11 protein-coding genes, 2 tRNA genes and 1 pseudogene are annotated in these 13,486 nt (G+C 74.4%); 6 read left to right on the top strand and 8 right to left on the bottom strand.

From position 1 onward, the window contains the following. Positions 1 to 100: 100 nt before the first annotated feature. Positions 101 to 2,176 carry a DNA primase gene (dnaG, locus tag MF406_RS10990; protein ID WP_242893256.1) on the top strand — a complete coding sequence of 692 codons (2,076 nt, stop codon included), beginning with the start codon at positions 101 to 103 and terminating at the stop codon, positions 2,174 to 2,176. 63 nt (positions 2,177 to 2,239) lie between these two features. On the opposite strand, the gene MF406_RS10985 is transcribed toward dnaG, so the two are convergent. From MF406_RS10985 to MF406_RS10975, 3 genes are all read right to left on the bottom strand, one after another. Further along, positions 2,240 to 2,800 carry a GrpB family protein gene (locus MF406_RS10985; protein WP_242893253.1) on the bottom strand — a complete coding sequence of 187 codons (561 nt, stop codon included), beginning with the start codon at positions 2,798 to 2,800 and terminating at the stop codon, positions 2,240 to 2,242. 236 nt (positions 2,801 to 3,036) lie between these two features. Beyond that, positions 3,037 to 3,108 (bottom strand) — tRNA-Asn (locus tag MF406_RS10980). A 59-nt stretch (positions 3,109 to 3,167) separates the two neighbouring features. After that, positions 3,168 to 3,674, bottom strand: coding sequence for a hypothetical protein (locus MF406_RS10975; RefSeq protein ID WP_242893251.1), 507 nt, complete (start codon positions 3,672 to 3,674; stop codon positions 3,168 to 3,170). Positions 3,675 to 3,792: 118 nt separating this feature from the next. Here MF406_RS10975 and MF406_RS10970 point away from each other — a divergent pair. After that, a tRNA-Ile gene (locus MF406_RS10970) sits at positions 3,793 to 3,866 on the top strand. A gap of 344 nt (positions 3,867 to 4,210) precedes the next feature. Here MF406_RS10970 and MF406_RS10965 read toward each other — a convergent pair. Then, on the bottom strand, positions 4,211 to 4,603 hold the full coding sequence (locus MF406_RS10965; protein WP_242893248.1) for a hypothetical protein: 393 nt from the start codon (positions 4,601 to 4,603) through the stop codon (positions 4,211 to 4,213). Between the two features lie 882 nt (positions 4,604 to 5,485). Here MF406_RS10965 and MF406_RS10960 point away from each other — a divergent pair. The 4 genes and pseudogenes from MF406_RS10960 to MF406_RS10945 form a co-directional block, all read left to right on the top strand. Beyond that, positions 5,486 to 5,953: pseudogene (locus tag MF406_RS10960) on the top strand (helix-turn-helix domain-containing protein); the annotation flags it as partial. Positions 5,954 to 6,180: 227 nt separating this feature from the next. Then, a complete protein-coding gene (locus MF406_RS10955; RefSeq protein WP_242893246.1) occupies positions 6,181 to 6,900 on the top strand; it encodes an SGNH/GDSL hydrolase family protein in 720 nt (239 codons plus the stop codon). A 136-nt stretch (positions 6,901 to 7,036) separates the two neighbouring features. Further along, positions 7,037 to 7,525 carry a peptide deformylase gene (gene def, locus MF406_RS10950; RefSeq protein WP_242893243.1) on the top strand — a complete coding sequence of 163 codons (489 nt, stop codon included), beginning with the start codon at positions 7,037 to 7,039 and terminating at the stop codon, positions 7,523 to 7,525. A 140-nt stretch (positions 7,526 to 7,665) separates the two neighbouring features. Continuing rightward, positions 7,666 to 8,166, top strand: coding sequence for a DUF3145 domain-containing protein (locus tag MF406_RS10945; RefSeq protein ID WP_242893228.1), 501 nt, complete (start codon positions 7,666 to 7,668; stop codon positions 8,164 to 8,166). A 149-nt stretch (positions 8,167 to 8,315) separates the two neighbouring features. Here MF406_RS10945 and MF406_RS10940 read toward each other — a convergent pair whose 3' ends face one another. The 4 genes from MF406_RS10940 to MF406_RS10925 form a co-directional block, all read right to left on the bottom strand. After that, positions 8,316 to 11,042 carry a DUF4153 domain-containing protein gene (locus MF406_RS10940; protein ID WP_242893226.1) on the bottom strand — a complete coding sequence of 909 codons (2,727 nt, stop codon included), beginning with the start codon at positions 11,040 to 11,042 and terminating at the stop codon, positions 8,316 to 8,318. 3 nt (positions 11,043 to 11,045) lie between these two features. After that, positions 11,046 to 11,741 carry a response regulator transcription factor gene (locus MF406_RS10935; protein WP_242893223.1) on the bottom strand — a complete coding sequence of 232 codons (696 nt, stop codon included), beginning with the start codon at positions 11,739 to 11,741 and terminating at the stop codon, positions 11,046 to 11,048. 149 nt (positions 11,742 to 11,890) lie between these two features. Further along, positions 11,891 to 13,123, bottom strand: coding sequence for a beta-ketoacyl synthase (locus MF406_RS10930; protein WP_242893221.1), 1,233 nt, complete (start codon positions 13,121 to 13,123; stop codon positions 11,891 to 11,893). Between the two features lie 107 nt (positions 13,124 to 13,230). Continuing rightward, a complete protein-coding gene (locus MF406_RS10925) occupies positions 13,231 to 13,479 on the bottom strand; it encodes an acyl carrier protein (RefSeq protein WP_242893218.1) in 249 nt (82 codons plus the stop codon). Between the last annotated feature and the right edge of the window lie 7 nt (positions 13,480 to 13,486).

Below are 13,486 nucleotides of genomic sequence, written 5' to 3'. Positions count from 1 at the left end.
CGCCCCCCGAACGCCCGGCCCGCCCACGCCCGCCCGGCCCGGTGCTGCCCCCTGTGCAGCCGCCGTCGGCCGCGCTCCGCCCCGACCTAGACTGACGCCCATGGCAGGGCTCATCCGGCGCGAGGACATCGCCGCCGTGCGTGAGCGGGCCCGCATCGACGAGGTCGTCGGCGCCTACGTCACCCTCAAGCCCGCCGGGGTGGGCTCGATGAAGGGCCTGTGCCCGTTCCACGACGAGCGCACCCCGTCCTTCCACGTCCGGCCCCAGCTCGGGCTGTGGCACTGCTTCGGCTGCGACGAGGGCGGGGACGTCATCTCCTTCGTCCAGAAGATCGACCACCTGCCCTTCGGCGAGGCGGTGGAGCACCTCGCCGGCAGGGTCGGGGTCCAGCTGCGCTACGAGGACGGCGGCAGCACCCGTCCCCGGGAAGAGCCCGGCCGGCGCCAGCGCCTGCTCGAGGCCCACCGGGTGGCCGAGGAGTTCTACGCCGCGCAGCTCGACGCCCCCGCCGCCGAGCCGGGCCGCCGGTTCCTCGCCGAGCGCGGCTTCGACCGGGCGGCGGCCGCCGCCTTCGGCGTCGGGTACGCCCCGCAGGGCTGGGACCACCTGCTGCGGCACCTGCGCGGCCGTGGCTTCCACGACGCCGAGCTCACCGCCGCCGGGCTCGTCGCCCAGGGCAGCCGCGGGGTCTACGACCGCTTCCGCGGCCGGCTCGTCTGGCCGATCCGGGACGTCACCGGCGAGACCGTGGGCTTCGGCGCCCGCCGGCTGCTGGAGGAGGACCAGGGCCCGAAGTACCTGAACACCCCCGAGACCGCCCTGTACAAGAAGTCCCAGGTGCTCTACGGGCTGGACCTGGCCAAGCGGGCCATCGCCAAGGAGCGCCGGGTCGTCGTCGTGGAGGGCTACACCGACGTCATGGCCGCGCACCTGGCCGGGGTCGGCACGGCCGTGGCCACCTGCGGCACCGCCTTCGGCGCCGACCACATCCGCATCGTCCGCCGCCTGCTCGGGGACTCCGCCGACCCGGCCTCGGGGGTCATCTTCTCCTCCGGCGCCACCCACGGCGGGGAGGTGATCTTCACCTTCGACGCCGACGCCGCCGGGCAGAAGGCCGCGCTGCGCGCGTTCGAGGAGGACCAGCGCTTCGCCGCCCAGACCTTCGTCGCCGTCGGCCCGGACGGGCTGGACCCGTGCGACCTGCGGCTCCAGCGCGGCGACGGCGCGGTCCGCGACCTGGTCAACGGCCGCCAGCCGCTGTTCGCCTTCGCGATCCGGTCGGTGCTGCGCCAGCTGGACCTGACGACGCCGGAGGGCCGGGTGGCCGCGCTGCGGGCCGGGGCGCCGGTGGTCGCCGGGATCCGCGACCGCGCCCTGCGGGCCGAGTACGCCCGTGAGCTCGCCGGCTGGCTGGGCATGGACGAGCCGTCGGTGCGCCGGGCCGTCCAGGCCGCCGAGCGCCAGCGCGGCCGGTCGGCTGCGCGCGGTGACGGCGCTCCCGGCCCGCGGGGTGGCTCTGGTGGCCGGGGCGGGCCTGATGGACAGGGCGGCGGCGCGCCCGACGGCGCCCCGGCGGGGGCGTACGCCGGCTACCGGGGCGGTGGGCCGGACGGGCGGGGTGACGGCGGGCCGGTCGGCGGGCCGCGCACCGCCCGCCCCGGGCGGGAGGACCCGGTCGCACGGCTCGAGCGGCAGGTGCTGGAGGTGGTCCTGCAGCTGCCCCAGCACGCTCTCGGCGCCGGGTTCGACTCCCTGGCGCCGGACACCTTCACGGTGCCGGCCTACCGCGGGGTGCACGACGCCATCCGCGCCGCCGGCGGGACGACGGCGTACGGCCAGCAGGTGGAGCGGCTCGCCGCGCAGGGGAGCACCGGCGAGGCCGCCCGCCGTGCCGCCGGCTGGTGGGCCGAGCAGGTCCGGGAGAACGCCGTCGGCCCGGTGGCCGGGGTGCTCACCGAGCTCGCCGTCGCGCCGCTGCCCGAGGACCGCCCCGACGCGCTGGCCGGCTACGCCCGCGGGGTGCTCGCCGCGCTCCTGCGGATGGGCCTGACCCGCCAGATCGCCGACGTCAAAGGCCGCCTGCAGCGCACCGAGCCCACCGACCCGGCCTACGGCGACGTCTTCGGCGAGCTCATGGCGCTGGAGGCCCAGCGGCGCTCGCTCAGCCAGGACTGAACCGGCTCAGCCCTGACGGGTCCGCTCAGCCGGGACTTGGCCGCTCAGCCAGGACTCGGCCGCTCAGCCAGGACCGCAGCGCCACGCCCGGGCCCGGCCGAGGATCTGGCGCACCGTGTCGGTCTTCGCGTCGGCGTACTCGTTCATGTCCACCCACGCCTGCCGGGCGAGCCGGGCCTTGGTGGCGGCGTACAGGTCGCGGTCCGCCGCGCTGGCGCGCAGCCAGTCCCGCAGGTCCAGGTAGTCCCGGACGTCGGGCTGACCGGGCTCGTAGACGTGCAGGTGGACGTCTCGGGCGGCCGTGCGGAGCATGCGGTGCCGCTCCTCCCGCACCCGCAGCGCGAACCCGGACGCCTCGAGCGCGGGGACGTACGCCGGCTCGTCGCCCACGTCGGCGACCAGGAGCAGCATGTCCACGATCGGCTTGGCGGGCAGGCCGGCCACTGCGGTGGAGCCGATGTGCTCGACGGCGAGGGCGGCCGGGCCCAGGGCGCGGTGGACCCGGGCGGCCAGGTCGTGGAAGCGCAGCGGCCACCGCGGGTCGTAGGGGACCTGCACGATCGTGGTGGGCTCACGGCCACCCACGAGCACCAGGTCCAGGTAGGCGGCGCGTTCCTCGTCCATGGCCCCATGGTGCGCCATCGGCTGCCGTTGGCTCGGCAGGCGGGCCGGGCTCGCAGCCGGGGCGGAGGTCGACGGCGACCGGGCGGCGAGCGCCGTCGGCGCCGGTCCCGGGGCTGTCGACGGGTGCCGCGTCTGGCCCATTCTTCGACGGTTGGCTGTGTGCTGCCGACTCCGCGGTCGATGCCCGGGTGCTGCTGCATCGCAGCGGGCCCGTCGCCGTCGCTCCAGTTGCAGAGCTCCCGCGGTTGGATTCGAACCAACAACCGTCCGATTAACAGTCGGATGCTCTGCCGTTGAGCTACGCGGGATCGCGCGAGGCGACTCTAGCAAACCACTCCCGACGGGCCGGGGGTGCCGGCGAGGTCGGTCATGTGGGAAGACCCACAGCGTCGCGCACCCGGCGCTCGAGCTCGTCGATGACGTCCTGCTCGGCCCGGTCGCCGGCCAGCGGCCCACGAGCCGTGACCTGCGAGAGCAGCTCGCCGCCGGGTCCGCGGCGCACGTTCGCGGTCACCAGGGCACCGCTGGGGAGCTCCGTCGTCTCGCTGTGCACGACCGAGGACTGCACGCGCTCGCGCAGGGTGGACGTGAAGCGCTCGACGCCGTCGTCGGCGGTGGTGAGCACGAGCGGGCCGCGCGCGCCCTCGACCCAGAAGACGGTGAGCTGGCGGGTCTCCCCGTCCCACCGCGCGCTCTCCACCTCGTCCCAGGAGGCCCGGGTGCGGACGCCGTCGGCACCGAGCACGGTCAGGGCGTCCTGGGCCGTGACCGCCCAGCTCCCGTCGAGGAGCTCCGCGACGGCCAGGGTCCGCGTCCCGTGCGGTAGGTGCGCGGCGAGGTCGGCGGGGAGACGGGGGGCGCGGCGCCGGATCATGGCAGCCACGGTAGCCGTCGCGGCGGCCGGTACGCTGGCCACGGCCGCCCGGGCGACTGGGTGGCCCGGCTAGCGTTGGCTGCACCGTTGGCTACACCAACGGCAGCTTTCCCAACTAGCCCCTGTAGCTCAGCTGGTCAGAGCAGCGAACTCATAATTCGTCGGTCGCGGGTTCAAGTCCCGCCGGGGGCACCGAATGAGCGCCTCAGGTACAGCCAACGCTACCTCAGCCGCCGGTCGACGGGCAGTAGCAGCAGGTGGGATGTACTAGTCTCCGCGGCGTCCATCACCGGTCACCGAATCGCGACCCTAACAATAACCCCGACAGGCACCAGAAGTCATCACCATAAGCCGGGTCAGGTGTTGTGGTCTGGGTCTTGTCATTCTCGGCATCATCGTTGGGTGAGCAAGGGCACGCGGGCATATCTCCCTCGCCAGGAGACAACCAGTGCCAGGATGAACAACGCCGCGCGCCAGGCCCAGCGGATGGAGCGGTCGAAGGTAAAATCTGCATGGTAGTACCACGTCAAGGGTAATCACTCGGCGATCGGGTGTGCACGCGCCTGCAGTTGGTAGTTCGACCAGAGCGCTGCGCCGAACGCCAAAGTTCCTAGCGCTCGTCCGAGCGGAGCGACGAGAACCACTGCAAGCAGGCCGGCAGCCGCGACGTTGTTGAGAATGGGCAGCAGCTCGGCGGGCCTTGGCTCGCCGTCCGCAGGGTAGAGTGCCAGGCCGGCGAAGAACACGAGCACGCCGGACATCATGGCGGCGACGGTTAGCGCGACCGACAGCACGGCCACCTGCCTCGAGCCGTATCTGACCCAGTCGTCGAACCCGCTCGACGCTCCTAGCACCAACAGGACGCTGACGAGTATCGGCACGTACTCGAACGGCGAGATTGCCCGGACGACCCTCTCCTCCCCCACCACTCCCGGTGCCGTACCTCGTAGGTGTGCGGAGGCTGCAGGTCCGCTCCTCACACCGCCGGCCGTCGCAGCGGGGTCCCCGTCAGGGGCCTGCCCGAGCTCGCGCCGCCGAAGACCGCCCAGCTGCGTGCCGAGCTCGTCAAGCGGCCTGTTCACGCATTGAGCGGCGGCCACAACCGCGATACGTCGATGGCGCTTGTTTCGCCGTGTGTGAACTGAGACGCGTAGCGACAGAAGCATTGCGAAGGAGCTGGCGTGGCTCGGTGTTACTCCGAGGTGAACCAGACGCCACCGTCTCGGACTTCCAACGTTCGCCCAGCGCCGTTGGGTGTCGTCGCGAGAGCCTCGTCAATATGGACAGCGAGCAGAGCTAGCACTGCGTCGACGGGGTCGCGATCTGGCCAGAGGGTAGCGGCATCCTGCCGATACTGATCGACAGTACGGCTCAGCGTGCCTGCGGGTAGGGAGAGCGCGACGGGGTAGACGAGGTCGGTCCCGTTCCACCGTGTCAGGACAATATCGCCGTGACCGTCCACGTACGCACTGTTATCAGGCCCGAGCATCCGGACGAGCCGATCGTGCAGCCCCGACTCCGGCATCTACACTCCTTCGGGAAATGCGGTGATAATATTCCTGGTCTCAGACGCTACAACGACCCTGATGGTGTAGGCATGGTGATCTCCGTGTAAGTAGGCGACGGGTGGTGCGTGACCGCACAGGACCCTGTGCTAGTCCCGTAGACTCAGCCTGCGTGGCACGTCACACGCTGTCAAGGGCTCTCCTGACCCATCTATGGGTGATCTGGCGTGGCATTGACGAGGCACGCCGCTCTCTGCCTAGAGGTTTCTGGCTGTCAAGGTCAGTCACCGAAGAGCGGAGAACGGCGTGAGCACCAGGGTATGGCCTGCCCTGATCGGGGTCGAGCAGGGCGTGGTCATCGAGCGGGTCGAGCTCGATGAGTCCGGCGGTGAGGAGTGCGTGGTCGTCCATGCGCGCGTGTCCCGCCGGCGTCGGGGCCGGTGCGGGATCTGCCGGCGTAGGTGCCCGGGCTACGACGCCGGGCATCGGCGCCGGGGGCGGGCGCTGGACCTGGGCACGGTCAAGACGTTCGTCGAGGCCGATGCCCCGCGGGTGAGGTGCCGGGAGCATGGTGTCGTGGTCGCCTCGGTGCCCTGGGCGAGGCACGACGCAAGGCACACGCTGGCCTTCGACGACACCGTGGCCTGGTTGACGGTACGCACCTGCAGGTCCACCGTCGCCCAGCTGCTGCGGGTCGCCTGGCGCACGGTCGGGGCGATCCTGACCCGGGTCAGCGAGGACGCCCTGGCGGGCGTGGACCGGTTCGCGGGCCTGCCTCCGGCGCGCCGACTCATCAGGTGTTTCGCTGCTTTTCCGTCTTGCGGGTGGCGGTGCCAGCACGCGCTGCGGTGGGAGCTGGTGGGCATGCAGCGGCAGGACGGTGCTGGCCCCCGCCATCGGGGTCCTGGCCGTTTGCCGGAACGGGGAGCCGGCCTTCGTCCCGGGTCTCGGCAACGTGCCAGACTCGCCAAGACGTCCTGCCACCGCCGGGGAGGGGTGCCGTGCGAGCCGTCCGCACCGGTCGTGGGCCCCGCCGCCCGGCGGCCGCGCCCGCCGTCGCCGTCGTGCTCGTGGTCCTGCTCGGTGGCTGCTCCGGAACTGCTCCGGTGCCGACTGCGCCCACTGCGCCGAAGGAGCCGACGGCGGCGCGCCCAGACGAGGCGCCGCCGGGACCGGTGGCCCTGGCCGCCGTCGGGGACTCGATCACCGAGGCCGACAGCCCCGACTTCGCCCGGGGCGACCTCGGCCCGGCCTCCTGGGTGAGCCACGCCGTCGGGGAGGACGTCGCCTTCGCCGGCGGCTGGGCGGAGTGGGGCGCGACGACCGCGCAGATGGCGGCCGGCGTGGAGCCCGTGCCGGCCGACGTGCTCGTCGTCCTCGCCGGGACCAACGACGTGACGAGCGGGGTGCCGTTCGCCGAGACGGCGGACAACCTCCGGCAGGTCGCGGCCACGGTGGGGGCGCCGGAGGTGGTGCTCTGCGCCGTCCCGCCGATCGACAATGCCCCCGAGCTCGCCGAGCGCCTGAACGACCAGCTCGCCGAGCTGGCCGGCAAGGCGGGCTGGACCTGGGTGGACGCGCCGGCCGGGCTGCGGGCGGGGGACCGGTTCGCACCGGGCATGGCCAGCGACGGCGTCCACCCCACCACGGAGGGCGCCGCGGTGATCGGTGCCGCGGTCCGCGAGGCAGTCCTGGAGCTGTCCGGGTCGCGGGTGTCGTAGGCACGGGAGCCCTGCCGTCGGCCTGGGCAGGAGGTTACTGCCGACGTCGCCCCACCGGGACCACCGCCGACGGCCGTCCGGCCGGCCGCGTCGAGCGCCGGTCCGGGCCCGTCCGCCGGCGTGGAACGATGGCGTCATGGCCATGCGTGAGATCCGTGTCGTCGGCGATCCCGTCCTGCGCACCCCGTGCGCGGAGATCGTCGACATCGATGCCCGTGTCCGGTCCCTCGTGGAGGACCTGCTGGAGACCGTCGACGACGAGGGCCGGGCCGGGCTGGCCGCGAACCAGATCGGCGTCGGCCTGCGGGCGTTCTCCTGGAACATCGAGGACGAGGTCGGGTACATCCTCAACCCACGGATCGTGGCGCTGTCGGAGGACGAGTACCAGGACGGGGACGAGGGGTGCCTGTCCGTCCCCGGGCTGTGGTTCCCCACCCGGCGCTCCTGGTTCGCGCGAGCCGAGGGCATCAACCTGGACGGCAAGCCGGTGGTGGTCGAGGGGGAGGAGCTCATGGCCCGCTGCATCCAGCACGAGGTGGACCACCTGGACGGGCTGCTGTACCTGGACCGGCTCGAGCCGAGCGTGCGGAAGCAGGCCATGAAGGCGGTGCGCGAGCAGCTCTGAGGAGCCCGCCGCCGCGGACGTGGCGGGCCGCCGGAGTTTCGGGCATGATGGCCCCTGTTCCGCCGCGTACATGTGACGCCTGGTCAGGCACGAGGTCGTAGGGGAAGACGCACCTCGGACAACGACCAGGAGGAGTCGACATGAATGGTGCCTTCACCCGCGGCGTCATTTTCGTGCACTCTGCGCCCAGGGCGCTGTGCCCCCACGTGGAGTGGGCGGCCGGCACCGTCCTCGGCGTGCGCGTCGCGCTGGAGTGGACGGTGCAGCCGGCCGCCGACGGCCTGTGGCGTGCCGAGCACTCCTGGGTCGGCCCGGTGGGCACCGGGGCGCGGCTGGCCTCGGCGCTGCGCGGCTGGACCCACCTGCGCTACGAGATCACCGAGGACGCCAGCCCGGGCTGCGACGGCGGGCGCTGGTCGCACACGCCCGAGCTCGGGATCTTCCACGCGCAGACGGACGCGCACGGCAACGTCGTCGTGCCGGAGGACCGGGTGCGCGCCGCCCTCGAGCACGCCGGCGACCCGGTCCGGCTGCGCCACGAGCTGGACCTCGCGCTGGGCCAGGCCTGGGACGACGAGCTCGAGCCGTTCCGGTACGCCGGCGCCGGCGCGCCGGTGCGCTGGCTGCACCGGGTGGGCTGACGATCGGCTGACCCGGGCGTCGTCGGCCCGGGCGACGACGGCGGCGCCGACCCGGCCCGGGACGGTGCATCCCGATCAGGGAAGGGTGACCCGACCCGGCCGGGGGCGGCGGCTCCTGACCAGGAAAGGCCAGCGGCGCCGTCGGCGGGTCAGGGGCAGCGGCTGCGGTCCGTGCTGGTCCCCGCACCGGGCAGCGCCCCGACGGCCGCGGCCGCCTGGGACCGGCCGAGGTTCCACTCGAGCACGTCCCCGTCCCCGGCACGGCCCCAGCCGCCGTCGGCGGGGTCGGGGAGCGCGCACCGCGCGAGGTCGGCCGGGAGCCCCTCGACGATCGCCGGTACGGCGTCCGGGCCAAGGGTGGCGAGGTAGGAGGTGTCGATCTTTCCCGTGTCCGCGTACCGCTCGATGTTCTGCCGGGCCACCCAGCCCTCCGGGTTGGCCAGGCCGAGGGCGAGGAGGAACACCGCGCCGGAGACCAGCGCGGCGCGCGGCAGCCAGGCCGCGGACCAGCGCACCCCGGCGACCAGCACCAGGACGACGACGAGGCCGAGCCACAGCTCGAACGCGTCGACGAGGACGCGCAGCACGGTGTACCCGTACGCCTGCTGGTAGACGGCCATCCGGAACAGCGCCGAGGCGACGACGACGAGGGTGAGCGCGCACAGCGGGCCCAGGGCCGCCCGCAGCAGCAGCCGGTCCCGGGCGGTGGCCCGCGGTGCGCGGCGCACCGCGATCGCGACCGTGGCCAGCGTCAGCGCGGTCGCGACGGTGAGCTGGCCGAAGCCCTGGTGGACGTAGTCGGCGTAGCTCAGCCCGGTGACCCGGCGGACGTAGTCGTGCCCGCCCCACATCGCCGAGGCCTGGGCGGCGACGAAGCCGACGAAGACGGCCAGGACGAGGCCGACCGGGACCAGCCATTCCCACGCCCGCGCCACCGGCCGGGCGGCGGGCAGGGCGAGCCGGTCCACCCGCGGCGGGTTGAGGGCCAGGTAGCAGGCGGCGAGGACGGTCCCGGCGACGACGACGAGGACGAAGGTGCGCAGGATCAGCCCGTCCCAGGCCAGGTCCGGGACGAGGTGGGCGACCCAGGACCCGAAGATCGCGTCGCCGGAGGCGAAAAGCCCGCCGAAGACGACGAGGGCGACGAGCGAGACGGCGGCCGTGCGCAGCACCGGCCACAGCAGCGTGCGGCTGGACATCGCCGTCAGGGTGCGGCCGAGCAGCGGCAGGCCCCGCAGCGCGGACAACGGCCACGCTGCGGCGCCGGCGAGCATGGCGGGGAGCCGGTGGGCGCCGGTCAGGGCGGTCGTGACCAGGACGGCGACGACGAGGAGGGCCAGCACCGCGAGCCACCCGGCCGCCCGCAGCACGAGCAGGGCGCCGAGGGCCAGGCTCAGGTAGGCCGAGAGATGGGTCCACGGCCGGGTCCGATACCGGGCGGTCATCAGCACCAGGGCGCCGCTGAGGAGCAGGACGAGCAAGGCGCCCAGGCCGACCTCCCGGTCGGGCAGGACGACGGCGGCGAGGGCGCCGATGGCGAGGGAGGCGAGCAGCGGGCGCGGCGCCGTGGTGAGGCCGCGCTCGGGCCACAGCTCGGTCGTGAGCGCGCCGACGGCGCCCGGCCGGGCGGGCAGCGCCGGCGCGGGCGTGGGGGCGGTTGTCCCCGGGCCGTCCTCCGGGGCGACGGGCCGGCCCAGACCGGCGGCAGGATTCATCCTGTGTGGTACTTGAAGCGCTTTAGCCGGGCCCGGAAAGCGCTTCAAGTACCACACAGGATGAGGCGCGGGGCTGGCGGACCCGTCGGAACCAGCAGGTGCGGGGGCCGGGGCAGGGCCGGCCAAGGCCGGATCGACGGACCCAGGCCTGACGGGACCGGTGGCCTCGGGGTCGCGGGGCAGCACGGCCCGGATGCGGGCACCGGAGGCCGACGGGACGGCGGCGATGGACCCGCCGTGCAGCTCGCACACCCAGGCGGCGATCGACAGGCCCAGCCCGGTGCCGCCGCCGGCCGGGTCCGCCGTGCCGAACCTGGTGAACACGGCCTGCTCCTGCCCGGGCGGGATGCCCGGGCCCTCGTCGCACACCTCCAGCGACCACCACCCGTCCTCGCCGGCCGCCCGGACGGTGATCGTGCCGCCGGCAGGGGAGTGCCGGGCGGCGTTGTCCAGCAGGTTGGCCGCGACCTGGGCGAGCCGGGCGCCGTCGGCCCGGACGGTGAGGTTGGGCGGCTCGACGACGGTGCGCAGCGCGACGTCGCGCCCGCCGACCCGGGCCTCGGCGACGGCGGCGCTGAGCAGGTCCGCCACGCGGACCGGCCCGAGGTCGAGCACCGCCGCACCGCCGTCGACGCGGGCGAGGTCAAGGAGGTCCTCGACGAGGTCGCTGAGGCGCTCGGCCTGGGCCAGTGCGGCGGCGAGGGTGGCGGCGTCGGGGGTGCGGACGCCGTCGACGAGGTTCTCCAGCAGCGCTCGCTGCGCGGCGAGCGGGGTGCGCAGCTCGTGCGAGACGGTGGCGACGAGTTGACGGCGCTGGGCGTCCGCCGTCGCGATGTCCGCCGCCATCGTGTTGAACGCCCGCGCGAGGCGGCCCACCTCGTCGGCCGAGCCGGTGGCGACCCGCACCGAGTAGTCCCCGGCGGCCATCTGCCCGGCGGCGGCGGTCATCTGCCGCAGCGGGGCGGTCATCCCGCGGGCCAGCCACGCGGTGACGCCGAGCGCCGCGGCGAGCGTGGCCGGGACCGTCAGCCAGGCCGGCACCCCGGCGCGCTGGCCGGTCTGCAGGACGAGGACGGCGGCGAGCACGCTCAGCCCGACGAGCAGGCCGATCTTGGTCTTGATCGAGCCGACCGGGTCCAGCGGGCGGTCCGGAGCCGGCACCGCTCAGCCCTCCAGGGCGTAGCCGACGCCGTGAACCGTGCGCACCCGCGCGGCGCCGATCTTCGCCCGCAGCGTGCGGACGTGGCTGTCCAGCGTCCGTGTGCCGCGGGCGTCGGCCCAGCCCCACACCTCGCGCATGAGGTCCTCGCGGCTGCGGACGGTGCCGGGGCGGGCGGCGAGCATGTGCAGCAGGTCGAACTCGAGCGGGGTGAGGTGGACCTCGCTGCCGGCCACGGTGACCCGACGGCCGGCCGGGTCGAGGAGCAGGTCGCCGACGGCGAGCCGGCCGTCCCCGGCGAGGGCCAGCTGCTCGGCCCGCGCCACCCGTCGCAGCAGCGCGCGGACCCGGGCGACGACCTCGCGCATCCGGAACGGCTTGGTGACGTAGTCGTCGGCGCCGACGCCCAGCCCGACCAGCACGTCGGTCTCCTCGTCCCGGGCGGTGAGCATGAGGACGGGGACCGGGCGGGTGGCCTGGATGCGCCGGCACACCTCCAGGCCGTCGAAGCCGGGGAGCATGAGGTCCAGGACGGCGAGGTCGACGGCGGCGGCGCCGAAGGCGGCGACGGCGCCGGGGCCGTCGTGGGCCCGGACGACGGCGAAGCCCTCCGCGGTCAGCCGGTCGGCCAGCGCCTGGTTGATCGTCGGGTCGTCCTCGACGACGAGGATCGTCGGGGGCGCCGCGGCCTGCTCGGACATGCTCCTCAGCCTAGGAGCGGCCGCGTGCCGCGGGCGTCGGCGCCGCGTGCAGGAAGTGTGAAGGACCGCCGTCGCGCGCGGGCCGGCGTCCGCGCGCGGGCCGTCAGGCGCGGGCCGTCAGGCGGGGGCGGTCCGGCGCCGGCGGCGCGTCAGGCGGAGGTGACCAGCAGGGCGACGTTGTGCCCGCCGAACCCGAACGCGTTGTTCAGCGCGGCGACCGGCCCGGCGGGCAGGTCGCGCGGGGCGTCCCGGACCAGGTCGATGCGCAGCCCCGGCTCGGGGTCGGTGACGTTGATCGTCGGCGGCGCGGTCCGCTCCCGGACGGCGAGCACGGTCAGGACGAGCTCCAGCGCCCCGGCCCCGCCGAGCAGGTGCCCGGTCATGGACTTCGTCGCCGAGACGGCCGCGCTCTCGCCGAGCACGCGGGCGATGGCGTCGGCCTCCACCCCGTCCCCGGCGGGCGTGGAGGTGGCGTGCGCGTTGACGTGGACGACGTCGTCGGCGGCCAAGCCGGAGTCCGTCAGCGCGGCTCGCATGGCCCGCTCCTGCCCGCCGCCGGTGGGGTCCGGCGGGGCGATGTCGTAGGCGTCGGCGGACAGGCCCACCCCGGCGAGCGTGGCGTGCACCCGGGCGCCGCGCGCCGCGGCGTGCTCGGCGGACTCCAGGACGACCACCCCGGCGCCCTCGCCCATGACGAAGCCGTCGCGGGCGACGTCGTAGGGCCGGGAGGCGCCCTCCGGGTCCTCGGTCCGGGTGGACAGGGCCTGCATCTTGGCGAAGGAGGCCAGCGGCATGGGGTGGATCGCGGCCTCGGTGCCGCCGGCGATGACGACGTCGGCCCGGCCGCTGCGGATCATCTCCACCCCGTAGGCCACCGCCTCGGCGCCGGAGGCGCAGGCGGAGACGGGGGCGTGCGCCCCGGCCTTGGCGCCGAACCGCACCGAGACGTTCGCGACCGAGGAGTTGGCCATGAGCATCGGCACGGTCAGCGGCATGACCCGCCGCGCGCCCTTTTCCTTCACGACGTCCCAGGCGTCCAGGATGGTCCAGACCCCGCCGATGCCGGTGGCGACGACGGCGCCGAGCCGCTCGCCGGGTACCTCCGGGCTGCCGGCGTCGGCCCAGGCCTCCTGGGCGGCGATGACCGCATACTGCGCCGAGGGGTCCATCTTGCGCAGCTCGGGCCGGGGCAGGACGTCGGCGGGCTTGACCGCCACCTCGGCGGCGAAGTCCACCGGCAGCCCGTACCGCTCGGCCCAGTCGTTCTCCAGCGTGTGCACGCCGGACTTCCCGGCCAGGGCCGCCGACCAGGTGGACGCCACGTCCCCGCCGAGCGGGTTGGTGGTGCCCAGGCCGGTGACGACCACGGTGGTCCCTGCCATGTGCTGCTCCAGGGGTCGGGCGCCGCGGGCGGCGCGTGGTTGGGGGGTCCGGCGCTCGTTGCCGGGCCGGGACCCGGGGGCGCACCCGGTGCGCCCCCGGCCGCGGTTCAGCCCTGGGCGCCGTTGATGTAGCTGACGGCGTCCTGCACGGTCTTGAGGTTGCCGACCTCCTCGTCCGGGATCCGGACCTCGAACTTCTCCTCGGCGAGGGTGGCGATGGTCATCATGGACAGGGAGTCCACGTCCAGGTCGTCGGTGAAGGACTTCTCCGGCGTCACCTGCTCCACCGGCAGGCCGGTCTCCTCGTTGACGATCTCCGCCAGGCCGGTGAGGATCTCCTGCTCGCTGTACGCCATGGTCGCT

This window comes from Georgenia sp. TF02-10 (assembly GCF_022759505.1).
In the GTDB taxonomy this organism is placed as follows: domain Bacteria; phylum Actinomycetota; class Actinomycetes; order Actinomycetales; family Actinomycetaceae; genus TF02-10.
The sequence above is the reverse complement of the archived record's forward strand: the minus strand, read 5'-3'. Positions and strand labels throughout refer to the sequence as shown.

What these genes read in the sequence shown, in the direction of transcription:
- dnaG (WP_242893256.1), top strand. Translation starts at nt 101, where the DNA reads ATGGCAGGGCTCATCCGGCGCGAGGACATCGCCGCCGTGCGTGAGCGG.
- MF406_RS10985 (WP_242893253.1), bottom strand. Translation starts at nt 2,800, where the DNA reads ATGGACGAGGAACGCGCCGCCTACCTGGACCTGGTGCTCGTGGGTGGC.
- MF406_RS10975 (WP_242893251.1), bottom strand. Translation starts at nt 3,674, where the DNA reads ATGATCCGGCGCCGCGCCCCCCGTCTCCCCGCCGACCTCGCCGCGCAC.
- def (WP_242893243.1), top strand. Translation starts at nt 7,037, where the DNA reads ATGGCCATGCGTGAGATCCGTGTCGTCGGCGATCCCGTCCTGCGCACC.
- MF406_RS10945 (WP_242893228.1), top strand. Translation starts at nt 7,666, where the DNA reads ATGAATGGTGCCTTCACCCGCGGCGTCATTTTCGTGCACTCTGCGCCC.
- MF406_RS10935 (WP_242893223.1), bottom strand. Translation starts at nt 11,741, where the DNA reads ATGTCCGAGCAGGCCGCGGCGCCCCCGACGATCCTCGTCGTCGAGGAC.
- MF406_RS10930 (WP_242893221.1), bottom strand. Translation starts at nt 13,123, where the DNA reads ATGGCAGGGACCACCGTGGTCGTCACCGGCCTGGGCACCACCAACCCG.
- MF406_RS10925 (WP_242893218.1), bottom strand. Translation starts at nt 13,479, where the DNA reads ATGGCGTACAGCGAGCAGGAGATCCTCACCGGCCTGGCGGAGATCGTC.